The organism is Allobosea sp. BE125 (genome assembly GCF_031456075.1).
Classification (GTDB): domain Bacteria; phylum Pseudomonadota; class Alphaproteobacteria; order Rhizobiales; family Beijerinckiaceae; genus Allobosea.
The window spans coordinates 283,026-306,660 of sequence record NZ_JAVDTY010000005.1; the positions used below are offsets into that span (position 1 = coordinate 283,026).

Below are 23,635 nucleotides of genomic sequence, written 5' to 3' on the forward strand. Positions count from 1 at the left end.
CGCGGTGATGGCACAATTAATCGGCGGGGGCGAGACCGGCAATGCCGGTATTTCGCGAGGTACAGTCATGATCCGCATCATCCCTATCACAATCTTGACCGCTTTTGCCCTGTCACTGGCAGGGTGCATCGAGAGCGACGGGTTCCACGCCAGCATGGGCTCGAATCCGTCATTTACGAGCACGTCGAAAACTCAAGGCCAGGCGCTGGCGACACCGCTGAAGCCTTCGGCAAGCTCGCCGGATGCGACCATCCGGATGGAGAACCGGACCTTCTAACCGTCCCGCCCGCGCGACTGGAGGGCGCGCCTGCCGCCGATATGGAATCGGCGGCAGGACCCCTTCCCGCACGTGTTTGTGATTGGTCCAAACGTAAAACAGCTTGCTTGACGAAGCGTCAGCATCGGCGGAAAGAAGAAGCGATCCGCTCCCACCGAATGGAACCGCCGATGATCCGCCTCAGCCGCCTCACCCTTGCTGCGCTCATGACGCTGGCGCTCGCCGCCTGCGCCACCACGCCGCCGCCGGATTTGACGCCGCCGGCCAAGAAGCGCCTCGACGCCAAGACGACGCTCGAGAACCGCTACTGACGAATGCCGACCGAAGCGCCGCTCAGGCATAGCCGAGCGGCACTTCGGTCGTGTCCTTGATCTCCTCTATGACGAAGCTCGCCGCGACATCGACCATGTCGATGCGGGCGATGAGACGCTGATAGAGCCTGTCATAGGCCGCGACGTCGGGCACACGCGCCCACAGGATGTAATCGACCTCGCCCGAGCTGCGATAGGTGCCCACGATCTCCGGCAGGGCCTTGCTGCCCTTCTGCTTCGAGAAGACCGCGAGCACCATGGCGCGCAGGATGGTCGCCGACATGGATCGCCGCAGCGCCCATCCGGCGGCCCCAGTGCAGGCCGCCCCGGCCGAATAGGCCCAGGCCCTCGACTTCACCGGCCTGTCACATCGCCTGATCATGGTCGCGCCCAAGATAACGCGACCAAGGACCGGACCGATGATGAAAACGACCTTGCTCTGTGCCACGATGCTGGCCGGCCTCGCCTGCGGCGTGCTGGGCGCCCCTGAAGCCATGGCTCAGGCCGCCGTCCCGACCTTGTCGGGCCAGAAACCGCTGATCGTCGGCCACCGCGGTGCCAGCGGCCACCGGCCCGAGCATACGCTCGAATCCTACAAGCTCGCGATCGAGATGGGCGCGGACTTCATCGAGCCCGACCTCGTAGCGACGAAGGACGGCGTGCTGGTCGCCCGGCACGAGCCGATCATGAGCGGCACAACCGATGTCTCGACCAGGCCGGAATTCGCGGGACGCAAGACCACGCGCAAGATCGACGGCGTGGACACCACCGACTGGTTCGCCAGCGACTTCACGCTTGCCGAGATCAAGACCCTGCGCGCCAAGCAGGCCTTTGCCGATCGTGACCAGTCCCATAACGGCAAATACGAGATTCCGACGCTTCAGGAGATCATTGACCTCGCCAAGACCGAGAGCACCCGGCTTGGGCGCATCATCGGCATCTATCCCGAGACCAAGCATTCGATCTTCCATGCCGCGATCGGCCTGCCGCTCGAGGATCGCCTGCTCGATGCGCTCAAGGCTGCAGGCTGGACCGAGAAATCCTCGCCCGTGATCATCCAGAGCTTCGAGACCGCGAATTTGAAGTATCTCCGCGGCAAGACACAGCTGCGCCTGATCCAGCTCGTCGATGCCGACGATGTCGACAAGGATGGCGGCATCGTTCTGGCCGCTCCCTTCGACAAGCCCTATGATTTCGTCGTCACCGGCGACAAGCGCACCTTCAAGGATCTCGTCACGGCTGAAGGGCTGAAGGAGATCAAGACCTATGCCGACGGCGTCGCCCCCTGGAAGCCCTACATCCTGCCAGCCAAGCAGGTCCTGGGCGATGACGGCAAGCCTCAGGATTTGAACAAGGACGGCGTGATCGACGAGCGCGACCGCGTGTTGCTGCCGGCGACTGATGTCATCAAGAATGCCCACGCTGCCGGGCTCTTCGTCCATAGCTGGACCTTCCGCAGCGAGCCCAAGCGCCTGGCCTCGAACTACAAGGGCGATCCGGGCGCCGAATACAAGGCGTTCTTCGACCTCGGCATCGACGGGCTGTTCTCGGATTTCCCGGACGCGGCCGTGAAGGCGCGTGACGGCAAATAGGCTGCCAAACGGCGCAAAAAAGGCCGCCCCGCGCGAGCGGGACGGCCTTTCGATTCGGGTTTCGCCGAAGCTGGGCTGTCGATCAGCTGCAGACGCGCTGCCTCGTCTTGATCACGCCACGCCGCGTCTCCTCGCGCGTGATGACCGTGCGGCAGCGCGGGCGGTCACGGAACTCGACGCGACGACGATCGTCGCGTCGATAACCGCGGTCCGAGCGGCGATCGTAACCGTCGCGGTCATCACGGCGAACTTCGCGCTCGATGACGCGCTCGCTCGGTCCGCGCGTATCGACACCGACGCCGCCGGGACCGATGTTGATCGACTGGGCATAGGCACCGCCTGTCATCACGAGAGTGGCAATGAGAGCGGGAATGAAGCGGTTCATGGTGTTTCCTCCGGTTCAATGAAGAACTTGCCGGACACCGCTTTGTTCCGATTAGGCGCAGTTTATCTACCGCCCTGCCCCCAAGGCGAAAATAAAATCCGCGTCGACGATTATTCAATCACGACTAAAAATGGCGCACCGAAAGAATCGGTGCGCCATGTTGTCTTATCCAACGCAGATCAGTGCAGAATCTGGCTCAGGAAGAGCTTCGTGCGCTCATGCTGCGGGTTCTTGAAGAAGGCGTTGGGCTCGTTCATTTCGACGATCTGCCCGGCATCCATGAAGATGACCCGATCGGCGACCTGGCGGGCGAAGCCCATTTCGTGGGTGACGCAGAGCATGGTCATGCCCTCATCGGCGAGCGAGACCATGGTGTCGAGCACTTCCTTGACCATCTCGGGATCGAGCGCCGAGGTCGGCTCGTCGAACAGCATGATCTTGGGGCTCATGCAGAGCGAGCGTGCGATGGCGACACGCTGCTGCTGGCCGCCCGAAAGCTGGCCGGGATATTTCGCGGCCTGCTCGGGAATCTTGACGCGCTTGAGATAGTGCATCCCGATCTCCTCGGCGTCCTTCTTGGGCATCTTGCGGACCCAGATCGGCGCCAGCGTCAGGTTCTCGAGGATCGTCAGATGCGGGAACAGGTTGAAGTGCTGGAACACCATGCCGACATCGCGGCGGATCTCGTCGATCTTCTTCAGATCGTTGGTGAGTTCGGTACCGTCGACGATGATCGAGCCCTTCTGGTGCTCTTCCAGGCGATTGATGCAGCGGATCATCGTCGACTTACCGGAGCCCGACGGTCCGCAGATCACCAGTTTCTCGCCGCGCTCGACCTTCAGGTTGATGTCGCGCAGCACGTGGAACTCGCCGTACCACTTGTTGACGCCGATCATCTCGACCGCGGTCGGTGTGTTCAGCGAGGTCTGCTTCAGCGCGGCGGGGCGGCTCGCGGTATTCGTTTCTGCCATGGTCATGTTGGTTTGTCCCTTCAGCGCTTTTGACCGGCGGCCATCCGCTTCTCGACCGAGATCGAGTAGCGCGACATGCCCCAGCAACACAGGAAATAGAACATCGCGGCGAAGGCATAGCCTGTCGCGCGTGTGGTCGGCGTCGCCCAGGTCGGATCGACCAGGGTCGCTTCGATGGTGCGCAGGAAGTCGAAGATGCCGACGATGGTGACCAGCGTCGTATCCTTGAACAGCCCGATGAACGTATTGACGATGCCCGGAATGACGATGCGCAGCGCCTGGGGCAGGATGATCAGCCGCATCATCTGCCAATAACCCAGACCGAGCGACATCGCTCCTTCATATTGGCCCTTCGGCATGGCCTGCAGGCCGCCGCGAATAACCTCCGCCATATAGGCGGCGGCGAAGAGTGCGACGCCGACCAGCGGCCGCAGCAGCCGGTCGGGCGAATATTCCTGCGGCACGAACAGCGGCAGCATGGTGTTGGCCATGAACAGCACCGTGATCAGCGGCACGCCACGGACGAACTCGATAAAGACCACCGAGAGAAGCTGGATGATCGGCAGCTTCGAGCGCCGTCCCAGCGCCAGGATGACACCGAGCGGCAGCGAGAAGACGATGCCGACCGCCGCGATCAGGAAGGTCACCGTCATGCCGCCCCAAAGCCCGGTGTCGACACGCGGCAGGCCGATCGAGTCAGCCAGGATCGCGATCAGGCCGAAGACGACCAGCGACAGCAGGATCAGGCGCTTGGGCCGGTAGAAGCGCTTCCAGGGCGGCAGCGCCTCCTCGACGGCGAGGAAGGCGGGGCCGATCCAGAAACGCGCCAGGGCCGGCACGAAGGACAGCACCAGATAGACCACCATCAGCACCAGCGTCAGGCCGATGAGCCAGCGCAGGAAGCCTTCGGCATTGGGGCCGCCGAGCAGCAGCACATAGGCGCCGATCGGCAGCATGACGAAGAAGAAGAACAGGCCGACCTTCTTCAGTGGCGCCCTTTCCCAGAGCAGCCAGACCACGCCGAGTGCGAACATCGCGAAAACGATGTTGACGCGCCAGCGTTGCGGCACCGGATAGGAACCATAGATGAAGTATTGGAAGCGGTCGGCGATATAGGCCCAGCATGCGCCGACCGGCCGGCCGATCTTGTCGGCAAGGCATGCGTCGCGATTGGTGCCGCTCCAGACGGCATCGATGAAGTAGAACCGCACCATCTCCGGCACGCTGGTCACGACGATGTAGACGCAGAGCAGCGTCAGGATCGAATTGACCGGGCCGGAGAACAGATTGGCGCGGACCCAGGCGACAGGCCCCGCGACCGAAAGCGGCGCGGTTTCCTGAGGCAGCGTCTCCTTGCGGACGAAGGCGTAAGGTGAGTTTTCGAGCGTTGCGTCGGTCATCGTGGCGCCCTCACCGTTCCACCAGCGCCATGCGCTTGTTGTAGATATTCATGAAAAACGAGGTGACGAGCGAGATCGTGAGATAGACCGCCATGGTGATCGCGACCACCTCGACCGCCTGCCCGGTCTGGTTCAGCACCGTGCCGGTGAAGACCTGGACGAGATCGGGATAGCCGATCGCGACCGCCAGCGAGGAGTTCTTGGTCAGGTTGAGGTAGTTCGAGGTCAAAGGCGGGATGATCACCCGCATGGCTTGCGGGATGACGACGAGCTTCAAGGTCGGCCCGGCGCGCAGACCCAGCGCATTGGCTGCCTCGGTCTGACCTTTCGAGACGGCAAGAATGCCGGCGCGCACGACCTCGGCGATGAAGCCCGCGGTGTAGGTCGTCAGACCCAGCAGCAGCGCGACGAATTCCGGGAAGATCTGGATGCCGCCGCGCAGGTTGAAGCCGGCGATCTCCGGATAGACGAACGAGATCGGGCGGCCCGTGACGAGATAGACGAAGAACGGCAGCACCACGATCAAGCCGAGCGCGATCCAACCGACAGGATACTGCTTGCCCGTGGCCTCCTGCTGCTTGCGGGCCCAGACGCGGAAGATGATCGAGGCGACGATGCCGATCAGGAAGGTCCAGACGATCAGAGAGCCACCGGGGCCGAGCTGAGGATCAGGAAGGTAGAGGCCGCGATTGTTGAGCAACGCACCCGCCGGCAATTCGATCGACTGGCGCGGATTGGGCAGCGGCTTCAGCACCGCATTGTACCAGAAGAACAATTGCAGCAGCAGCGGCAGGTTGCGGATGACCTCGACATAGATCATCGCGAGCTTCGACAGCACCCAATTGCTGGAGAGCCGCGCCACGCCGACGAAGAAGCCGAGGAAAGTCGACAGCACGATGCCGATCGAAGCGACCAGCAGCGTGTTCAGAAGGCCGACATAGAAAGCCTCGCCATAGGTCGAGCCCGAGGCGCTGAATGGGATCAGCTTCTGGTTGACGTCGAAACCCGCGGCATTGTGCCAGAAGCCGAAGCCGGACGCGATCTTTTGCGCACGCAGATTGGTGATGGCGTTCGACGCGGCCGAATAGAGCAGGAAGCCGACAACGGCGAGCAGGGCGAGCTGGTAGACATAGCCCCTTATCTTGGGATCGTAGAGCAGCGAGGCCTTGCCCGGCTGAACCGTCTCGGTCGGAATGGTCGACACGTGTTACGCCCTTTTTTGTTTTGATTGCGGCAGCTGAACCGGCAGCGGCCAGAACCGCCGCCGGATGTTTCCTTCTGATCTCAGACCGTTGCGCCAGATCAATTTCCGATCCGATTGGATCGTTCAATTGCTCTAGCGCCTTGTTTTAGCGCGTTGTCTTCACGCGAACCGGTGTCCGCTTCGCTCGAAAACGCGCTAGAGCGCCTCAACGGATCGGCGGCGCGTATTGCAACCCCCCTTTGGTCCAGAGCGCGTTCTGACCGCGCGCGATCTTCAGCGGCGAGCCCGCACCGACATTCTTCTCGAAAACCTCGCCATAGTTCCCGACAAGTTTGACGATGCGATAAGCCCAGTCATTGCTCAAGCCCATCGGCTCGCCGAACTTGCCCTCGGTGCCGACGAAGCGCTTGATCTCGGGGTTCTCCGATTTCAGCATCTCATCGACATTGGCCTTGGTGATGCCAAGCTCCTCGGCGTTCACCATCGCGTTATGCGTCCATTTGACGATATCGAGCCAGTTGTCGTCGCCATGGCGGACTACCGGGCCGAGCGGCTCCTTCGAGATGATCTCGGGCAGAACGATATGGTCCGTCGGAACCTGAAGCTTCAGGCGCTCGGCGTAAAGACCTGACGAATCCGTGGTGAAGGCGTCACAGCGGCCGGATTCATAGGCCTTGATCGTCTCGTCGCCGCCGCTGAAGGCCACGACCTCGTACTTCATCTTGTTGGCGCGGAAGAAGTCGGCAAGGTTCAGCTCGGTAGTCGTGCCTTGCGCAACGCAGACGGAGGCGCCGGCGAGCTTGAGCGCGGAATCGATGCCGAGCTTCTTGCGGACCATGAAGCCCTGGCCGTCGAAATAATTGATGCCCGCGAAATTGAGGCCAAGCGAGGTGTCACGCGACAAGGTCCAGGTCGTGGTGCGCGAGAGCAGATCGACCTCGCCGGCCTGAAGCGCCGTGAAGCGGTCCTTCGACGAGAGCGGCACGAACTTGACCTTCTGCGGGTCGTTGAAGATCGCGGCCGCCAACGCGCGGCAAAGATCGACGTCGATGCCGGTATAATTGCCCTGCGCATCGGGCATCGCGAAACCGGCGAGGCCCGGGCTCGTGCCGCATGTGACGACGCCCCTCGCCTTGATCTGCGGAAGCAGCCCTGTCTGGGCCTGGGCACCCCCCGCGCCTAGAGCGAGCGATGCGAGCACCAGTGCGGACGTAACGGCTTTTTTCATTGCGTTCCCCTGTTTTAGGTGCGGGCTTACGCCCGTACCCAAAACGCTTAGCAAGTCCCGGACCATGCGCTTTCGATGCGCAACGGACGGCGCGGGGCCGGGATCGCTACGGCGCCGGCACGGGGCCGGCGCCGATCGCTCGCGATGCCTCAGCGGATCGGCGGAGCGTATTGCAGCCCCCCCTTGGTCCAGAGCGCGTTCTGGCCGCGCGCGATCTTCAGGAGCGAGCCCTGGCCGACGTTCTTCTCGAAGACCTCGCCGTAATTGCCGACATGCTTGATGATCCGGTAGGCCCAGTCATTCGTCAGGCCCATCGGTTCGCCGAATTTGCCCTCGGTGCCGATGAAGCGCTTGATCTCGGGATTGTCCGATTTCAGCATCTCGTCGACATTCGCCTGGGTGATACCGAGTTCTTCGGCATTCAGCATGGCAAAGTGCGTCCATTTGACGATGTCGAGCCAGTTGTCGTCACCATGCCGAACGACCGGGCCGAGCGGCTCCTTCGAGATGATCTCGGGCAGGACGATGTGGTCGGCAGGCGTCGTCAGGTTCAGGCGCTCGGCATAAAGACCCGAGGCGTCCGTGGTGAAGGCGTCGCAGCGGCCTGCCTCATAGGCCTTGACGGTCTCGGTGTTGCTCGCGAAGGCAACGACCTCGTACTTCATCTTGTTGGACCGGAAATAGTCCGCGAGGTTGAGCTCCGTGGTCGTGCCCTGCTGCGTGCAGATGGAGCCGCCAGCCAGCTTCAGCGCGGAGTCGACGCCGAGTTTCTTGCGGACCAGGAAGCCTTGGCCGTCATAATAGTTCACGCCTGCGAAATTGAGCCCAAGCGAGGTGTCGCGCGACAGCGTCCAGGTCGTCGTGCGCGAAAGCAGATCGACCTCGCCCGATTGCAGCGAGGTGAACCGGTCCTTGGCCGAGAGCGGGATGAACTTGACCTTCTGCGGATCGTTGAAGATCGCTGCTGCGACCGCGCGGCAGAGATCGACGTCCAAGCCCGTCCAGTTGCCCTGAGCATCGGGAATGCCGAAGCCGGCAAGGCCCGTCCCCGAACCGCAATGGAGTATCCCGCGGCTCTTGACCTGGCCAAGCGTGCCGGTCTGCGCTTGCGCTCCGCCGATGCAAGCTGCAGTTGCCGCCGCGACGAGCGCGGCTGCGAAAAACTTATTCATGGTTGTTTCCCCTGTTGGCGGAACGGGTTCTTCCCGTTCTCGAATGCTAGCAAGTCCCGGACCAAACGATCCTCGCCCGGTATCCTCCCCTCCTTCCCCCACAAAATAAAGCCGTCGCGACCAAACCGCGAACGGAGCGCCAGCAGAACCGACGCTCCGCTCATACGATCAACGGATCGGAGGAGCGTATTGCAATCCTCCATTAGTCCACAGCGCATTCTTTCCACGGGCAATCTTGAGCACGGAACCGGCGCCGACATTGCGCTCGAATGCCTCGCCGTAATTGCCGACGAGCTTGATGGCCCGGTAGGCCCAGTCATTGCTCAGGCCGATGCCTTCGCCGAACTTGCCCTCGACGCCGAGCAGGCGCCGGATCTCGGGATTGGCCGATTTGAGCATCTCGTCGACATTCGCCTTGGTGATGCCGAACTCTTCCGCGTTCAGCATCGCGAAATGCGTCCATTTCACCAGGTTGATCCACTGCATGTCGCTGCTGCGAACGACCGGGCCGAGTGGTTCCTTCGAGATGATCTCGGGGAGGACGACGGCATCCTCGGGCGCGGTCAGCTTCAGGCGCAGAGCGTAGAGCGCGGAGGAGTCGTCGGTCAGCGCATCGCAGCGCCCGGATTCGAAGGCCTTGATCGCCTCGTCGCCCTTGTCGAAGGCGACGACCTCATACTTGATCTTGTTGGCGCGGAAGAAATCCGCGACGTTCAACTCGGTCGTCGTGCCCTGCTGCAGGCAGATCGACGCGCCATCGAGCTTCAGGGCGGATTGGACGCCGAGCTTCTTCTGAACCAGGAAGGCCTGGCCGTCATAATAGTTCACGGTCGAGAAGCTCAGGCCGAGCGCCGTGTCGCGCGCCATCGTCCAGGTGCTGGTCCGCGAGAGCAGATCGACCTCGCCCGACTGAAGCGCGGTGAAGCGGTCCTTCGACGACAGCGGAACGAATTTGACCTTGCCGGCATCGTTGAAGATCTCGGCTGCGACGGCGCGACACAGATCGACATCGAGGCCGACCCAGGTCCCCTGCGCATCCGGGATGCCGAAGCCGGCCAAGCCAGGGCTGACGCCGCAAATAAGTTCGCCGCGGTTCTTGACCGTTGCGAGCGAGGAGGTCTGCGCCTGGGCGTGTTCCACGCCAGGAAGGAATGCGGCAAGCGCGAGCGCCGCGACGAGCAATCGTTTCATGGTAGTCCCCTATCCGGAGCGGTTCATCCGCTCTCGCGTATTCTGGGCGCCCAGAGCCGCATATTCTGCGGTTTATGAGGATCAATTCGGCATTGGCGTAAAGCAGCCCGGGCGCCGAACAATGTCGGCGCCCGGTTTTGGTTTGATGTCAGCGAACCGGCGGGGCGTATTGCAGGCCGCCCTTGGTCCAGAGTCCATTCTGGCCGCGCGCGATCTTCAGCAGCGAGCCCTGGCCGACGTTCTTCTCGAAGGATTCGCCGTAATTGCCGACCAGCTTGACGATGCGGTAGGCCCAATCGGCGGTGAGGCCGATGCCTTCGCCGAACTTGCCCTCGACACCGAGCAGACGCTTGATCTCGGGATTGGGCGACTTCAGCATCTCGTCGACATTGGCCTTGGTCACACCGAGTTCCTCGGCGTTCAGCATGGCGTAGTGCACCCACTTCACCAGGTTGAACCACTGCGCGTCGGTGTTGCGGACGGACGGGCCGAGCGGCTCCTTGGAGATGATCTCGGGCAGGACCATGTGATCGTCCGGCGCCGTCAGCTTCAGGCGCTCGGCATAGAGGCCCGAGGCGTCGGTGGTGAAGGCGTCGCAGCGGCCGGCGTCATAAGCCTTGACCGTCTCGTCGGACGAGGCGAAGGCGACAACCTCGTATTTCAGGTTGTTGGCGCGGAAGAAGTCGGCCAGATTCAGCTCGGTCGTGGTGCCCTGCTGGGTGCAGACCGAGGCGCCCGAAAGCTGCAGCGCCGAGGTGACGCCGAGCTTCTTGCGGACCATGAAGCCCTGGCCGTCATAATAGTTCACGCCGGTGAAGAGCAGGCCGAGCGAAGCGTCGCGCGACATCGTCCAGGTCGAGTTGCGGACGAGCAGATCGACCTCGCCCGACTGCAACGCGGTGAAGCGATCCTTCGCGGAAAGCGGGATGAACTTCACCTTGGCCGGGTCATTGAAGATCGCCGCGGCGACAGCACGGCAGTAGTCGACATCGAGGCCGACCCAGTTGCCCTGGGCATCCGGCACGCCAAAGCCGGCGAGGCCGGTGTTGGAGCCGCAGTTGAGGATGTTGCGCGACTTGACCTGGGCCAAAGTCGCAGGCGCCTGCGCCGAAACCGCTGTGGCGGTGACCGCGAGCCCAAGCCCTGCGATCGCGGCTGCCAAAAATTTCTTCATTGCACTCTCTCCCATTGAGGTCTCCTGTCCGGCCGGGCCGGCAGGCCGTCATCGGCTTCGCCGCTTGCAGGCATTTTGCCCGCTCCGATTGCACAGGAATTAAGCGGCGTCCCCAAAGTCGATTGCCAGAGACGCTCATGAGCGTCAAGCAACGGCCCATATCCGGCACGCCTCTTTCCCGCCTTCGCATCACATGCAAGTTTCCAAGGGTGGTCAAGCCTGACCCGGAACCAGAAAACGGCCTAGCGATTCCATCCATGAAAAAGCTGTCCCCGCCTGACTTCGCGCGCCTGCGCGAAAAGACCCGCCTCGTCCTTGCAGGCCGCGATCCGGCCGACAGCTATGGCTTCGTCAATCCCCCGATCGTGCGCGGCTCGACGGTGATCTATCCCAATATGGAGGACTTCCTCGCCCGGAAGGCGCGCTATACCTACGGCACGCAGGGCAACCCGACGATCGATGCGCTGATCGCGGCGCTGAACACCATGGAAGGCGGAGCGGGCGTCGTCGTCTGCCCCTCAGGCCTGCTCGCCTGCACCTTGCCGATGCTGGCAGTGCTCTCGGCCGGCGATCATCTTCTGGTGACCGACAGCGTCTACCGGCCGACGCGCAATTTCTGCGACAAGATGCTGCCGCGCCTGGGTATCGAGGTCAGCTATTACGATCCCGCCGTCGGCGGCGATATCGCAGCGCTGTTCAAGCCGAACACCAAGGCTGTCTGGACCGAGGCGCCGGGCTCGCAGACCTTCGAGATGCAGGATATTCCAGCCATCGTGGAAGCCGCACATGCCCGCGACGTGCTGGTGCTGATGGACAACACCTGGGCGACGCCGCTGTTCTTCGACAGCCACAAATTCGGTGTCGACATCTCGGTACAGGCCGGCACGAAATATTATGCCGGACACTCCGACGTGCTGATCGGCACCGTCTCTGCGCGCACGCCCGAGCTCTACAAGCTGGTCCGGGACTGCTGGGAGACGCTCGGTGTCATCATCGCGCCCGAGGACGCCTTCCTGACATTGCGCGGCATCCGCACCATGCATATTCGCTTGAAGGAGCAGATGCCGGCCGGCCTGGACATGGCGCAGTGGCTGAGCGCGCGCCCGGAAGTGGCGCGGGTGCTGCATCCGGCGCTGCCGAGCGACCCCGGCCACGCGCTCTGGAAGCGCGACTTCACCGGCGCGTCCTCGCTGTTCGCGATCGAGCTGAAGCCCGTGGCGATGAAGGCCGTCGGCGCTATGCTGGACGGCCTGACCCTGTTCGGCATGGGCGCGTCCTGGGGCGGCTATGAGAGCCTCGTCCTGCCCTTCGATTGCAAGCCCTACCGCACGGCGACGACGCCCAACTTCGCGGGGCCGACGATCCGCCTGCATATCGGGCTGGAAGACCTCGAGGATCTGAAGGCCGATCTCGACGCCGGCTTCGCCCGGCTGCGCGCGGCGAGCTGAGGCGTGGCGAGTAGCCCATCGGGCCCGATCGTCTTCGCCTATCTCGACGAACCGCCTTTCTGCTTTCCCGGAGCAGGCGGAGCGGCGGGAGGCAGTGATGTCGAACTGGTGACGGCCGTGCTGAAGGCGCTCGGCATCGCTTCGTTCGAGACGCGGCTGACGAGCTTCGCCGAGCTGTTGCCCGGGCTCGTCGACGGGCGCTGGACGATCACCACCCCGCTCTTCATCTCGCAGGAGCGGCTGGAACTCGTTGATTTCAGCCATCCGGTCTGGGCTCTGTCCGACGGCCTGATGACAAGGCTGGTGGATCGCGCGCGTCTGACAGGTTATGAAGCCCTGGCGCGCGATGGGCGCTCACGGCTCGCCGTCGTGTCCGATCAGGTCCAGGAACAGACCGGATTGAAAGCAGGCATCCCCGATGATCGCATCCTGCGGGTCGCCACGCAGGAGGATGCCGTGGATCTGGTGCGATCGGGACGCGCCGATGCCTATGCCAGCGTCGCCATGGCGCATCGCGGCTACCTCGCGCTCTACCCCGACCCCAAGCTTGCCGTCGTCACGGTGGGGGCCGCGATGCCGGCTCGTGGCGCTTTTGCCTTCGCCAAATCGGCGGCCGGCTTCAGGCGGCGTTTCGATGAAGCCCTGCGCGGTCAGCTCGGCAGCGCCTGGCACCGCAGCATGATGGCGCGCTACGGGTTTTCGCCCGACGACCTGACGCTCGATAGAGTTTAGAGCATTGCTTCTGCGAAAAACCGGTACCCACTTTTTCGCGCAATGCTCTATGAGGCCGAGCGCTTTTTGCGGCTGCTGAAGATCAGCATGAGATTGCGCACATAGATCACCACCGCCAGCGCCTGGCCCATGATGATGATCGGTTCGCGCTTGACGATGCCGTAAACCAGCGTCATCGCGCCGCCGGCCATCGAAAAATACCAGAAGGAGAGCGGCATCACGGAGTTGCCCTCGCGCTCACTGACGAGCCACTGCACCAGGAAGCGCGCCGTGAAGAGCAACTGCGCGATAATGCCGAAGGCGAGCCAGAAGTCGAACTTCAGCACGAAGACGTCGTAGATATAGTCGGATACGGCGTGGCCGATCGAGATGATCATGATTGCGTGTCCGGCACGATCTGAGGAATGCGCTTACGCCGGCGGATCAACCACCAGACGCCGGCAAGGTCTAGAATACCGACCCAAAGCCGGTCGAAGAAGCCGTAATTCGAGACGCCGGTGAGCCGAGGCCGGTCACGGACCTCGACATGCACGATGCCATAGCCCTCGCGTGCCATAAGAGCCGGCATGAAGCGGTGCAGCGCGTCGAAATAGGGCAAGGCGAGATAGGCCTCGCGGCGGAAGCATTTCAGGCCGCAGCCGGTGTCGCGTGTGCCGTCCTTGAGGATGCGCCCGCGAACGCCATTGGCGATGCGCGATTGCAGCTTCTTGAAGCCAGTGTCCTTGCGCCCGACGCGCTGCCCCTGCACGAGCCCGGCCTGGAGGCCCGCCTGCTGCAGCGCCTCCAGCATGCGCGGCAGGAAGGCCGGATCGTTCTGGCCGTCGCCGTCGAGCGTCGCGACGATCGCCGAGCGGGCATGGCGCACGCCGCTGCGCACGGCTGCGCTCTGGCCGCAGGATTGGGCATGGGTGACAACGCGCAGCCAGGGCCGGCTCACTATCAGCCCCGCCAGCGCCTGCGCGGTGCCGTCGCTCGAACCGTCATTGACGAAGATCACCTCGAAACCATTGATCGTGGCGCAGGCGGTCTCGATGTCGGCCAGCAAGGGGCCGACATTGCCGACCTCGTTGCGGACGGGGACAACGACGCTGAGAATCGGGGGAGGAGCTGCGGGGCTATCAGTCAACGGAACATCATCCGGGAAAACGGCGCGCAACCTGCGTCAAGCGCGGCTGCGGGGCAAGGAACATTCGTCTGGCTCATGGGCGCACGAACACCGCGATCTCGAGCCGGCGGCCGCCATTGAGATTGAAACCATTCAGCGTGGTCAGCAGCCGCGGCGTCATGCCGGCCTGGGAGATCGCCGTCTGGAACTCGGCCGCGAAGCGCTTCTCGACGAAGGCGATGCGGCAGCCCGGCTGGCCCAGGAAGGACGCAGCCGCCGCACCATCCGGCGCCATGGCGAGATCGGTTCCGGTCAGGAAGACCAGGCTCGGCTCGCGATAACCCGCCGTGATGACCTTGGGATCGGTACAGCCGGCCGTGGCGACGGTCGCGGCCAGCCGCGGCGACAGTTTCAGCGAGCGCAGGCTTTCGACCGCGAAACCATAGACACCGGCGCCGAGCAGCAGGCTTGCCAGCACGCAGCGCCAGAGCGCGCCTTCGAGATCGCCACGACGGAAGGCCGCGACCACGCGCCAGGCGACGAGCAGCATCAGGACAAGCAGCGGCAGCGCCAGATAAGGCAAGGCCTGGTCGAGCGTCCAGTTGCCGTAGAGGATCACCCCGACAAGAGCGAGCGGGACCAGAAGCACCAGCGCGGCGGTCGCCACGGCGCCACGCCGGAAGCGGTCGATGCCGCCATTGACGAGCGCCAGCAGCAGCAGGGCCGTGATCGCCGGGTAGAGCGGCAAGACATAATGCGGCAGCTTGGTCGGCACCGCCTCGAAGACGATCCAGGACGGGATGATCCAGGCCAGCAGGAACAGGATCTGCGGCTCGCGCCGGCGAACCCAGGCGAAGGGGATCGCCATCGCCGCGAATGCCGCCGCCGGCCAATAGGTGCCAAAGAAGACCAGCAGATAGAGCCCAGGCGGCCCCCAATGCTTCTCCTGGCCCTCGGCGACCTTGCCGAGCATGTCCTGGCCGACGCTCTCAGCGAAGAAGGAGCCGCCCGTCTTCATCATAATGGCGATGAACCAGGGCAGCACGACGATGAGGCAGAGCAGCAGGCCGGGGCCGAAGCGCAGCGGCTTCAGCCAGCGGACGCCACGCTCGCTCACGCAGAGCACGATCATGGCGAGGCCCCAGACCATCGGCACGATCGGCCCCTTGATCAGCAAGCCGATCGCGGTGGCGCCCCAGAAGATGAGCCAGTTCCAGCGGCTCGGCACGAAGGCGAGCGAGCGCGTCCAGTCGAGCCAGGTCCGCGCGAGCGCGCCCATGGTCGCGACCGCGCAGGCGGCCAGCACCGCATCGGTCTTGGCAATGCGCGCCTCGACGCCGAGCAGCACGCAAGCAGCCATCAAGGCGCCGCCGAGCAGGGCCAATGGCGGGCTGACAAAAGCGAGCAGCGCCCAATAGGTCAGGAGCACCGCCGCTACGGCGCCAACCAGCGAGGGCAAGCGGTAAAGCCAGATCTGGGTCCGCGCCTGCGGCACGCCGAGCGCCTCGCCGGCCGAGACCGCCGCGCTCTGCAGCCAGTAGATGCCGACCGGCTTCTTATGACGCGCCTCGGCCTGAAAGCGGATATCGACGAAATCACCGCTCTCCAGCATCTGCTTGGAGGCTTGCGCGAAGCGCGGCTCGTCGCGGTCAAGCGGCTGGAGCGTGCTGAAGCCGGGCAGGAAGGCGGCGAGCGCCAGCAGGAACAGCAGGGCACAGGCGCGCAGATGGCTCGCCGAAGCAAAGCTCGTGATGCGCTCGATCGCAGGGGTCAGCGAAACCATGGTGATCCTTGCGACCAAGGTCGCGCTCGTGACGTGCCGGTGTGGCAACCCCTCATCACGAGCGAAAGCCCGTAGCGGAGCCGTGCCCGGATGACGAGCCTTTCGGGCACGATCAAGGCGGAGCCATGCCCCGAAAGCCATGACCGGCGCGGTTTACGCCGCCTGCCGCGGCGCTGCAAGCCAAACGCCATGACAGGCCCATCCGGCTCTACAGCATCAGACCGAATATCGTATTCGGTCTGATGCTGTAGAGCTTTGACTATGCATCGGCTTGTCCCGAAAACCGGTTCCCACTTTTCGGGTCGATGCTCTAGCCTGAGCCGAACTGGAGACGGCAATGGGCAGGCTTCTTCTCGGGGCGGTACGCAGCGGCCTCTGGGGCTTGCTGCTGGGGCCGTTGATCGCCGTGTTGCTCGTGATCGCTGCGATGATCTTCGACCCGAAATGCGGCGTGGGCGATTCCGGCGGCTGCGCCATGGGGCTGGTAACGGCGCCACTGGCCACCGCCCTGCCGAGTTTCGGGTTGTTTTTCGCAATCGCGCTGGCGCGCGGCCTGTGGCGGCAGCGGCCGCGTGATCTTCGGGCGTCGATCGAGCGCCTGCGCAATTGGGGCCGGGACGATTGAGAGCCGAACTCAGGCGCGCTTGAGGAACTCGGTCTTCAGCACGAGGCCCTTCACCTTCTCGGCATTGCATTCGATCTCGCCCGGATCGTCCGTCAGACGAATGTTCTTGACCAGCGTGCCGCGCTTGAGCGTGACCGACGTGCCTTTGACCTTGAGATCCTTGATCAAGGTCACGGAATCGCCGTCCTTCAGCACCGTGCCGTTGCTGTCCCTGACGTCGCTCATGGCAATTCCCGAAAGCTGAAGCCTTGGCGCGCGAAAGGCGCAGCACTTTCACGTAAAGGCGGATGAAATGGCGAGCCCGGCTGGATTCGAACCAGCGACCAGCAGCTTAGAAGGCTGCTGCTCTATCCATCTGAGCTACGGGCCCGTGGGCTTAGGCGCAAGCGCCCTCGCCTGTCTGGAAAGCTCGCACGCCGCGCGGGGGCGGCGCGTATTGCTCAGTGCGTCCACTGTCCGACGCGGCTGAACTTGAAATTATCGGCATAGGCCATCGAGCGGCGCTTGGCCTCATGGGGCTGCTCGACCCGGTAGGCGATGCCGTTGCGCGTGGCGTAGGCGACGGCTTCCGCCTGCGTGTCGAACCAGAGCTTGAGCTGGCTCTTCATGTCGCCAGACGAGGTCCAGCCCATCAGTGGCTCGATCTCGCGCGGACGCTCCGGCTCATATTCCAGCAGCCAGCGATCGGTCTTGGCGGTGCCGGACTGCATCGCAGTGCGGGCGGGGCGGTAAATGCGTGCGGTCATGGTCTCGCTCGGCCGTCACCAGAATTGCCCAGGCCCGCCTGCGGCGAACCGTTTCGAAACGAGAAGGCTGGTCGGGGCACCAGGATTCGAACCTGGGACCCTCTGCTCCCAAAGCAGATGCGCTACCGGGCTGCGCTATACCCCGACTAAGCCATTCCTCGCGTCGCGGTTGGCTATCACGGCGCGGGCTTGCGCCGCAAGCGAAAGCCAAGAATCAAAAACCAAGAATCAAGCGAGGAACACATCAGCGCGCAAACCGCTCAGCGCTTGAACAAGACATGCTCAACCTTGTCGCCGGGCTTGATGCCGAGCTTCTCGGCGACGCCGCCATTGATCTCCAGCACCGACAGCACCGGCTCGCCCGAGGGAATCGTGCGAGTCGATAGCGGCTCTGTGCGCTCCGCGATGCGCGAGATCGTGCCATTGGCGCGGATGAAGAGCATGTCGAGCGGGATATAGGTGTTCTGCATCCACATCGCGACGGGTTCGGTGCGGGCGAAATCGAACAGCATGCCGCGATCCTCGGGCATATAGTTGCGGTACATCAGCCCCTTGGCCCGCTGGTCGGGCGTGCGCATGACCTCAACCTGGAAGACATGGCGCGTGCCGCCGCTGACGATGACGAGCTGCTCGAGCCCGGCTGCGGGAGCCGCGGCTTGCGCCAGAGCGGGAGACGGCCCCGTGGCCAGGGCGACCCAGGCAAGGCAAGCAGTAATGAAAGACAAGGCGGCCCGCATGGCTTAGTGCTCCCCGGCTGCGGCAAACGACGCCCTCTCTCGACCCGGGAGATGGCGAATTTCCGACAGATACCGGCGATCGCCCGGAATTGGTCAAGTATTTCGTCTCGCACAGCCTGTCGCCCCGCTTCCCTTCGTCGCGGCGTTGCGGCAGGGTCGCGCACCCAAACGGGAGAGTTTCATGATCGCTTTGCCCCTCCAACGGCTAACGAGCTACCGCAGCGCGGCTCTTGCCACCATCCTCATCGCGCTCGCGCAGCAGCCGGCCTGGGCGGCCGATTTCCAGATCGACGGGCTGAAGTTCGATTTCGGCGCCGTGGTGATCACCGCGCCCAAGATCGACGTGAAGGGCTCGGCGCTGGAGCGCGAGGCCTTCGTCGCCCTGTTCAACGGCAGCACCGGCGAAAGCGCCGTCTCCCGGATGAGCAAGCTCAACGCCGCCGAGATCAGCGCGCCGGAACTGACCATCGAGCAGACGTTCGGCAATCAAAAGCAGGTCACGCGCTATCGCGACATCCGCTTTTCCGATGCGAAGGACGGCAAGATCGGTCGCGGCACCGCAGCGAGCGGCACGGTTACGGCGACGCTTCCCGCCAGCGGAAGCCCAGCGACGCCGCCCTCCGCTGGCGGCGCGCTCGGCGACGCGGCCAAGGCCGTCGCCGGCGGCGCAAGCGCCGGCCCGACGTCCATCAGCGGGCAGTTGCTTCGCACCAGCTTTGAGGCGCTCGACCTGAAGCACATGGCGCGCGTGCTGACCGAGAAGGCGCAACCTGGCGTCACTGAAGCGATGCTGCCGGTATTCGGCCGATTCGAGCAGGACGGTTACACGCTCGACATGGGCAAGGCGGGCAAGATCTCGCTCGGCAAGACGACGGGGCGCGGTTTTGCCGCCAGGGTCGGCGACGAGCCACTCGGCGAGGTGATCACGCGGCTCATCGCCATGTCGGAGGCTCAGGCAAAAGCCGCCAAGGAACCCGGAGCCAAGCCACCTTCGCTGAAGAGCGATGAAGACCGGCGCATGGGCCTGTCCCTACTCTCGCTCTACGACAATTTCTCCTATGGCAGCGGCGAGGCGCGCGACATGGCGATGACCATCGTCACACCGGCGACGCCCAGCGCCAAATCCGAGACCGTCGACATGAAGATCGCGCGAATCGCCTTCGGCGAGGACGCGCCGGCAAAATCGGGCTTCGCCGTCGAGGGCCTGCAATTCGCCGCCGGCGGTGCCAAGGGCCAGATCGATTCGCTAAGCCATTCCGGCTTCGCGATGGGCTCTGTCCTCAGCGAATTGAAGGCGCTGCTCGCCAAGCCCGATGCCGAGATCGACACCATCGATTTCCGTAAGTTCATCCCGACCATCGGGACGCTGCGCCTGGACGGGCTTTCGGTCGATGTGCCGCAACCGGGCAAGCCCGGGCAGCCTGCCCTGGCGCCATTGAAGGTCGGGTTGAAGACCTTCGAGCTGAAGGCCGGCGAACAGCTCAACGGCGTTCCCACCAGCCTGGGCCTGACGATCGACAACCTGCTGGCCCCGGTCACGGAAGCGAGCGGCAATCCCGCCGCGCGCGACCTGATCGCCATGGGCTACCGCATGCTCGACCTCTCCGCCAAGATCGACCTCGCCTGGGAAGCGGCGCGCAACGAACTCGCCATCCGCGCGATCTCGTTCGGCGGAGCCGGCATGGGCAAGCTCGAGGCCAAGGGCACGCTGGGCAACGTCACCAAGGATCTGTTCTCGAGCGATCTCGCCCTGGCGCAGGTCGCGGCGTTGGGCGCGACCGCGCGCCTGGTCGAGGCGAAGCTGCTGAATCAGGGTCTGTTCGAGAAGCTGCTCGACAACGAGGCGCGCAAGGCCAAGCGCAAGCCCGAGGATTTGCGCCGCGAATACGCCATGATGGCGACCCTCGGTCTTGCCGCCATCCTGGGCCCGTCCGACGCCGCCAAGACGCTGACGGCGGCGGTCTCGCGTTTCGTCGCCAAGCCCGGCACGCTCACCGTCCAGGCCAACGCGAAGTCCGGCAGCGGGCTCGGTCTCGCCGATGTGATCACGCTCACGGATCCGACCGAGATCTTCGACAAGATCGATCTCAAAGCCAATGCCGAGTGAGCCAGAGCGTTTTCGGGCGAAACGGACACCGGTTCGCGTGAAAAAAGCGCGGTCGAACAATGGGTTAGAGCAATTGAACGATCCAACCGGATCGGAAACTGCTTTAGCCGGCGTTCTGTCGCCGGAAGACGCGGACTGGCGGCCAGGCCCGCTCGCGGCCTGGTGGTCGGGTCTAGCCCCGGCGCTGCGCGGCGCCCTGCGCCGCCACGTCAACCCCGACAACCAGACACGGCTGCATCTGGCGCGGCTGATCGCGCGGCGGCCCGGCCAGATCGCGGTCGGAGCCTATACCTATGGCCGGCCGAAGCTGCGCTTTCCCGAGAGCGGCGTCCGCCTGCGCATCGGCCGCTACGGCTCGATCGCCGACGGCGTCGAAATCCTGCTCGGCGGCAATCACCGGCTCGATTGGGCGACGACCTATCCTTTCCCGGCCCTGCCCCGGCTCTGGCCAGAGGCTGCCGGAATCGCCGGCAGCGACACCTCGCGCGGCGACGTCATCATCGGGCACGATGTCTGGCTCGGCTCGCAATGCATGGTGATGTCGGGCGTCACGATCGGCCATGGCGCGGTGGTGGCGGCGCGCGCCGTGGTGACGCGCGACGTGCCGGCCTATGCCATCGTCGCCGGCAATCCGGCACGAGTGGTCAGGATGCGCTTCGAGGATGCGCAGGTCGCGGCGCTATTGGCGACGCGCTGGTGGGAGCTGCCCCGGGACCAGGTCGCCGACCTCCTGCCGCTCCTGATGTCCGGGCAGGTCGAAGAACTCGTGGCCGAGATCAACCGCAGAGCAGGCGGCGCTTGAGCTCGAGCGCCGGTCTCTCGACGGCGTACCAGCTCGCCGCGGCCAGGAGCAGGGTCAGCAACAAGGAAGGCGCGAGCAGCGTCAGCGCGCCGGCCGCAGGAAACAGCGCATAGAAGACCTGCTGTACGGGCCAGCCATAGAGATAGACGCCATAGGAGAAATCGGCCGCAGGGGTGCTGCGCCAGGCCGTCAGGGCCGGCGCCAGAGCCAGTACGATCACGCCCCAGGCCGTGACCGAGAAGAGCGCGGCCTTGTAGAGCGGCGTCCTCGCCAGCAGCGCGACAAGGACGGCAAGCCCGCAAAGCCCCCATACGGACAGCGGCACGCGCTCGCGCCAGAGATAGATCAAGCCCCCGGTCACGAAGATCAGCGGCAACCGCAACCCGGTCTCCACGCCCTTGGCGCCATTGGGAGCGATGATCTCGCGCAGGATGACGGCGGCCAGCAGCGCGCCCCAGAGGCAAAGCACCCAGTTGCGCCGACACAGCAACCCGACCAGACCCGCGACAAGGACGCCGAGATAGCAGAGGCATTCATATTTCAGGGTCCAGACCGTCCCCATGGGGAAGGACAGCGGATTCCGGTCGAAGACGCCTGGTAGCGCTGCCGCGCTCTTGAAGGTGGTCAGCGTGCCCCAGATGAAACGCCAGAGCTGTCCATCCGCGAAATAGGACGCCCAATCGAGGCGTGTCATCACGGTTCCGATGACGAGTGAAACGAACAGGGTCGCCGCGATCAGGCCGGGCACGATCCTGAGCAGGCGGGCCAGCCCATAATCGCGCCAGCCGCGCTGTTCGTAGCTCATCGTCACCAGGAAGCCGGAAATGGCGAAGAAGCCGTTGACCGCATGCTCGCCGAGCGTGAAGCCGGTGGCGTGCATGAGCGGCTCCTCATCGAGATGGCCCGTCGCCACGCTGAAAGCGTGCGAGACGACCACCGCGAGCGCCAGGACGAGGCGCAGAATTCCAAAGTTATTCGAGCCGCAGACCATCCCGTCGCCAACGCAGCAGAAGCGCGAAGACCTCACGACCTCGCCTCCAGCCCTTGCCGCGAGAGCGCACTTGCGCCCCGCAGCCAGGCCAGCGCGCCAGCGACGGAGCCGGCATGGGCGAACATCTTGTCTCGATTCAAGATCAGCCCGTAGCCAATTGTTTTAAAGGCATTTTCGAGAATCTTGAGCCGCCCCGGAGCCGGCAGGCCGTATTTGCTGGCGACATAGCGTTCCGACCAGGCGAGGTGCCAGCGGGCCGCGAGGCGGCGCTGCGGCGAGGGTGCGCTGGAGCGGCCCCGACCATGCCGGGCTTCCGCCGCATCGACATGGACGAGGCTGTAGCCAGCGTCGCGCATGCGGCGGCAGAGGTCGTCATCCTCATAAAACAGGAAGATCGCTGGATCGAAGCCGCCCAGCGCCAGGAAGGCGTCGCGGCGAATCAGGAGGCAAGCACCCGAGAGGAAAGGCAGGCAGGCATCCCCTTCCGGAATAACGGCCTCGCCGGGATGATTGAGATAGGGCGGCGAGAGTAAAGAGCGCGGCTGCAGGAAGACGCGGCCGGAGGGTTCGACGATGCGCGGCGCGAGCATGCCGGCATCGGGATAGCGCTCCGCGGCCGCCAGCAGCGCCGCCACCGCGCCGTGCTGTAGCTCGAGATCGGGATTGACGATCAGCACGTAGGGCGTCTCGGCTGCGTTGACACCGCGATTATTGGCGCGGCCATAGCCTTCGTTCAAGGCGTTGGCGAGTACCCGGGCGCCTTGCGCCTGCGCGATGGCGCAAGTCTCGTCCTGACTGGCATTATCGACCACGATCGCCGGCACGCCCTCGCTCGCCAGCGCCGCCAGGCAGGCAGGCAGGACTAGGGCGCTGTCATAGGCGACCACGATGGCTGTGACGGCGTCTGCGAAAGCCTGCGACATGATGGCTGTTTGGCCGCAAGGCGCGGCCGCAGGCAAGCGAAATTCAGCGCCGGGTCAAGAGCGCCAGCTCGCGCTGCACAGCAAGACGCTCCGCCGCCTCGCAGCGGCGTGGCGCCTTGTAGGATTTCACCGCAAGGCTCGCCGAGGTCGAGAGGAAGCGCTGACGGTCTTCGCGCGCGACCCGTACCAGCACGCCCTGTCGATCCACCTTCAGCCCGCAATCATAGCCGCGCGACACCTGGGCCGCCGCGAATTCGGGCGTACCGGGCAAGGCTGTGATGGTGCTGGTGCAGGCGGCGAGAGCAAGCAGGGACAGCGCCGCAAGGCACGGCTTGGCGAAGAACATCGAGCAGCCCCGCTCACAGCGCGTCGAAGCGCCCGGCCCGGACCCGCGCCATCCGCTCCTTGAGCGCGGCGCGTTCCTCCGGCGTGCAGGCCTGCGGGCGGATATCCTGGTTGATCGTCTCCGCCTCGGAGACGGTGACATAGGCCGAGCGCGCGCTGGCGACCTGATCGGGCGTCGCGCCGCGCTCGCGTTCGGAGGCGATGAAACGCTCCAGCGTGCTGGCGCGCGGGTTTCCCGCCCGGCAGGCGATCGAGCGCGAGACGAGGCTGGCCAATTCCGCCCCCCTCCCCGCGCCCGGATTGGCCGAACCCTGGACGCAAGCCCCCAGCGGCAGCGCAAGCAGACAGGCGAGCGCCAGCGGGCGCACGACGACAGAGGCAGGCAT

The 23,635-nt window shown here is 64.4% G+C and carries 26 protein-coding genes, 2 tRNA genes and 1 pseudogene; 8 read left to right on the forward strand and 21 right to left on the reverse strand.

Features of this window, described 5'->3' with window-relative positions:
• Positions 1-7: 7 nt before the first annotated feature.
• Together J2Y55_RS14140 and J2Y55_RS14145 are read left to right on the forward strand one after the other, a co-directional pair.
• The gene (locus tag J2Y55_RS14140) at positions 8-277 is read left to right on the forward strand and encodes a hypothetical protein (protein WP_310154066.1); all 270 of its coding nucleotides are present in this window, start codon (positions 8-10) and stop codon (positions 275-277) included.
• A 170-nt stretch (positions 278-447) separates the two neighbouring features.
• Entirely contained in the window at positions 448-588 is a 141-nt protein-coding gene (locus J2Y55_RS14145) for a hypothetical protein (protein WP_175525400.1), read from the forward strand.
• Positions 589-610: 22 nt separating this feature from the next.
• On the opposite strand, the pseudogene J2Y55_RS14150 reads toward J2Y55_RS14145, so the two are convergent.
• Positions 611-802, reverse strand: a pseudogene (locus tag J2Y55_RS14150) (Lrp/AsnC ligand binding domain-containing protein); the annotation flags it as partial.
• A 205-nt stretch (positions 803-1,007) separates the two neighbouring features.
• Here J2Y55_RS14150 and J2Y55_RS14155 point away from each other — a divergent pair.
• Positions 1,008-2,180, forward strand: a complete 1,173-nt coding sequence (locus J2Y55_RS14155) for a glycerophosphodiester phosphodiesterase (RefSeq protein ID WP_310154073.1) — start codon at positions 1,008-1,010, stop codon at positions 2,178-2,180.
• 82 nt (positions 2,181-2,262) lie between these two features.
• Here J2Y55_RS14155 and J2Y55_RS14160 read toward each other — a convergent pair whose 3' ends face one another.
• From J2Y55_RS14160 to J2Y55_RS14195, 8 genes are all read right to left on the reverse strand, one after another.
• Complete coding sequence (locus J2Y55_RS14160) at positions 2,263-2,565, reverse strand: hypothetical protein (RefSeq protein ID WP_310154076.1); 303 nt, start codon at positions 2,563-2,565, stop codon at positions 2,263-2,265.
• 179 nt (positions 2,566-2,744) lie between these two features.
• Positions 2,745-3,536, reverse strand: coding sequence for an amino acid ABC transporter ATP-binding protein (locus J2Y55_RS14165; RefSeq protein WP_175525442.1), 792 nt, complete (start codon positions 3,534-3,536; stop codon positions 2,745-2,747).
• A gap of 20 nt (positions 3,537-3,556) precedes the next feature.
• A complete protein-coding gene (locus J2Y55_RS14170) occupies positions 3,557-4,936 on the reverse strand; it encodes an amino acid ABC transporter permease (RefSeq protein ID WP_310154079.1) in 1,380 nt (459 codons plus the stop codon).
• Between the two features lie 10 nt (positions 4,937-4,946).
• Positions 4,947-6,140, reverse strand: a complete 1,194-nt coding sequence (locus J2Y55_RS14175; RefSeq protein ID WP_310154082.1) for an amino acid ABC transporter permease — start codon at positions 6,138-6,140, stop codon at positions 4,947-4,949.
• A gap of 205 nt (positions 6,141-6,345) precedes the next feature.
• Positions 6,346-7,368 carry an amino acid ABC transporter substrate-binding protein gene (locus J2Y55_RS14180; RefSeq protein WP_310154085.1) on the reverse strand — a complete coding sequence of 341 codons (1,023 nt, stop codon included), beginning with the start codon at positions 7,366-7,368 and terminating at the stop codon, positions 6,346-6,348.
• A 149-nt stretch (positions 7,369-7,517) separates the two neighbouring features.
• Positions 7,518-8,540: an amino acid ABC transporter substrate-binding protein gene (locus tag J2Y55_RS14185; RefSeq protein WP_310154088.1), complete on the reverse strand. Its 1,023-nt coding sequence runs from the start codon at positions 8,538-8,540 to the stop codon at positions 7,518-7,520.
• A 168-nt stretch (positions 8,541-8,708) separates the two neighbouring features.
• A complete protein-coding gene (locus J2Y55_RS14190) occupies positions 8,709-9,731 on the reverse strand; it encodes an amino acid ABC transporter substrate-binding protein (protein ID WP_310154091.1) in 1,023 nt (340 codons plus the stop codon).
• A 148-nt stretch (positions 9,732-9,879) separates the two neighbouring features.
• A complete protein-coding gene (locus tag J2Y55_RS14195; protein WP_092165120.1) occupies positions 9,880-10,905 on the reverse strand; it encodes an amino acid ABC transporter substrate-binding protein in 1,026 nt (341 codons plus the stop codon).
• A 257-nt stretch (positions 10,906-11,162) separates the two neighbouring features.
• Here J2Y55_RS14195 and metC point away from each other — a divergent pair, with 257 nt between their 5' ends.
• Complete coding sequence (metC, locus tag J2Y55_RS14200) at positions 11,163-12,353, forward strand: cystathionine beta-lyase (RefSeq protein ID WP_310154095.1); 1,191 nt, start codon at positions 11,163-11,165, stop codon at positions 12,351-12,353.
• A 3-nt stretch (positions 12,354-12,356) separates the two neighbouring features.
• Complete coding sequence (locus tag J2Y55_RS14205) at positions 12,357-13,085, forward strand: transporter substrate-binding domain-containing protein (protein ID WP_310154099.1); 729 nt, start codon at positions 12,357-12,359, stop codon at positions 13,083-13,085.
• Positions 13,086-13,132: 47 nt separating this feature from the next.
• On the opposite strand, the gene J2Y55_RS14210 is transcribed toward J2Y55_RS14205, so the two are convergent.
• The 3 genes from J2Y55_RS14210 to J2Y55_RS14220 form a co-directional block, all read right to left on the reverse strand.
• Positions 13,133-13,462, reverse strand: a complete 330-nt coding sequence (locus J2Y55_RS14210) for a lipid-A-disaccharide synthase N-terminal domain-containing protein (protein WP_310154101.1) — start codon at positions 13,460-13,462, stop codon at positions 13,133-13,135.
• A complete protein-coding gene (locus J2Y55_RS14215) occupies positions 13,459-14,211 on the reverse strand; it encodes a glycosyltransferase family 2 protein (protein WP_310154104.1) in 753 nt (250 codons plus the stop codon). The genes J2Y55_RS14210 and J2Y55_RS14215 overlap by 4 nt, the downstream gene beginning before the upstream one ends.
• 73 nt (positions 14,212-14,284) lie before the next feature.
• On the reverse strand, positions 14,285-15,991 hold the full coding sequence (locus J2Y55_RS14220) for an ArnT family glycosyltransferase (RefSeq protein ID WP_310154106.1): 1,707 nt from the start codon (positions 15,989-15,991) through the stop codon (positions 14,285-14,287).
• A 319-nt stretch (positions 15,992-16,310) separates the two neighbouring features.
• Here J2Y55_RS14220 and J2Y55_RS14225 point away from each other — a divergent pair, with 319 nt between their 5' ends.
• On the forward strand, positions 16,311-16,598 hold the full coding sequence (locus J2Y55_RS14225) for a hypothetical protein (RefSeq protein WP_310154109.1): 288 nt from the start codon (positions 16,311-16,313) through the stop codon (positions 16,596-16,598).
• A gap of 9 nt (positions 16,599-16,607) precedes the next feature.
• On the opposite strand, the gene J2Y55_RS14230 is transcribed toward J2Y55_RS14225, so the two are convergent.
• The 5 genes from J2Y55_RS14230 to J2Y55_RS14250 form a co-directional block, all read right to left on the reverse strand.
• Positions 16,608-16,823: an alkylphosphonate utilization protein gene (locus tag J2Y55_RS14230; RefSeq protein WP_103720559.1), complete on the reverse strand. Its 216-nt coding sequence runs from the start codon at positions 16,821-16,823 to the stop codon at positions 16,608-16,610.
• A 68-nt stretch (positions 16,824-16,891) separates the two neighbouring features.
• A tRNA-Arg gene (locus J2Y55_RS14235) sits at positions 16,892-16,968 on the reverse strand.
• A 70-nt stretch (positions 16,969-17,038) separates the two neighbouring features.
• A complete protein-coding gene (locus tag J2Y55_RS14240) occupies positions 17,039-17,344 on the reverse strand; it encodes an ETC complex I subunit (RefSeq protein ID WP_310154114.1) in 306 nt (101 codons plus the stop codon).
• 68 nt (positions 17,345-17,412) lie between these two features.
• Positions 17,413-17,489: transfer RNA gene (locus J2Y55_RS14245), tRNA-Pro, on the reverse strand.
• Between the two features lie 115 nt (positions 17,490-17,604).
• On the reverse strand, positions 17,605-18,081 hold the full coding sequence (locus J2Y55_RS14250; RefSeq protein WP_310154118.1) for a DUF192 domain-containing protein: 477 nt from the start codon (positions 18,079-18,081) through the stop codon (positions 17,605-17,607).
• Positions 18,082-18,262: 181 nt separating this feature from the next.
• Here J2Y55_RS14250 and J2Y55_RS14255 point away from each other — a divergent pair, with 181 nt between their 5' ends.
• Together J2Y55_RS14255 and J2Y55_RS14260 are read left to right on the forward strand one after the other, a co-directional pair.
• On the forward strand, positions 18,263-20,188 hold the full coding sequence (locus J2Y55_RS14255) for a hypothetical protein (RefSeq protein ID WP_310154121.1): 1,926 nt from the start codon (positions 18,263-18,265) through the stop codon (positions 20,186-20,188).
• 184 nt (positions 20,189-20,372) lie between these two features.
• A complete protein-coding gene (locus J2Y55_RS14260; RefSeq protein WP_310154365.1) occupies positions 20,373-20,990 on the forward strand; it encodes a CatB-related O-acetyltransferase in 618 nt (205 codons plus the stop codon).
• On the opposite strand, the gene J2Y55_RS14265 is transcribed toward J2Y55_RS14260, so the two are convergent.
• From J2Y55_RS14265 to J2Y55_RS14280, 4 genes are read right to left on the reverse strand one after another with little or no spacing between them, the layout of a single operon-like run.
• Positions 20,965-21,981 (reverse strand): acyltransferase family protein, encoded by a 1,017-nt coding sequence (locus tag J2Y55_RS14265; protein WP_404978927.1) that lies wholly within the window; start codon positions 21,979-21,981, stop codon positions 20,965-20,967. The two genes, J2Y55_RS14260 and J2Y55_RS14265, sit on opposite strands and share 26 nt — an antisense overlap.
• Before the next feature lie 32 nt (positions 21,982-22,013).
• Entirely contained in the window at positions 22,014-22,904 is an 891-nt protein-coding gene (locus tag J2Y55_RS14270) for a glycosyltransferase family 2 protein (protein WP_310154126.1), read from the reverse strand.
• 43 nt (positions 22,905-22,947) lie between these two features.
• A complete protein-coding gene (locus J2Y55_RS14275) occupies positions 22,948-23,250 on the reverse strand; it encodes a hypothetical protein (RefSeq protein WP_310154130.1) in 303 nt (100 codons plus the stop codon).
• A gap of 13 nt (positions 23,251-23,263) precedes the next feature.
• Positions 23,264-23,635, reverse strand: coding sequence for a hypothetical protein (locus J2Y55_RS14280; protein ID WP_310154133.1), 372 nt, complete (start codon positions 23,633-23,635; stop codon positions 23,264-23,266).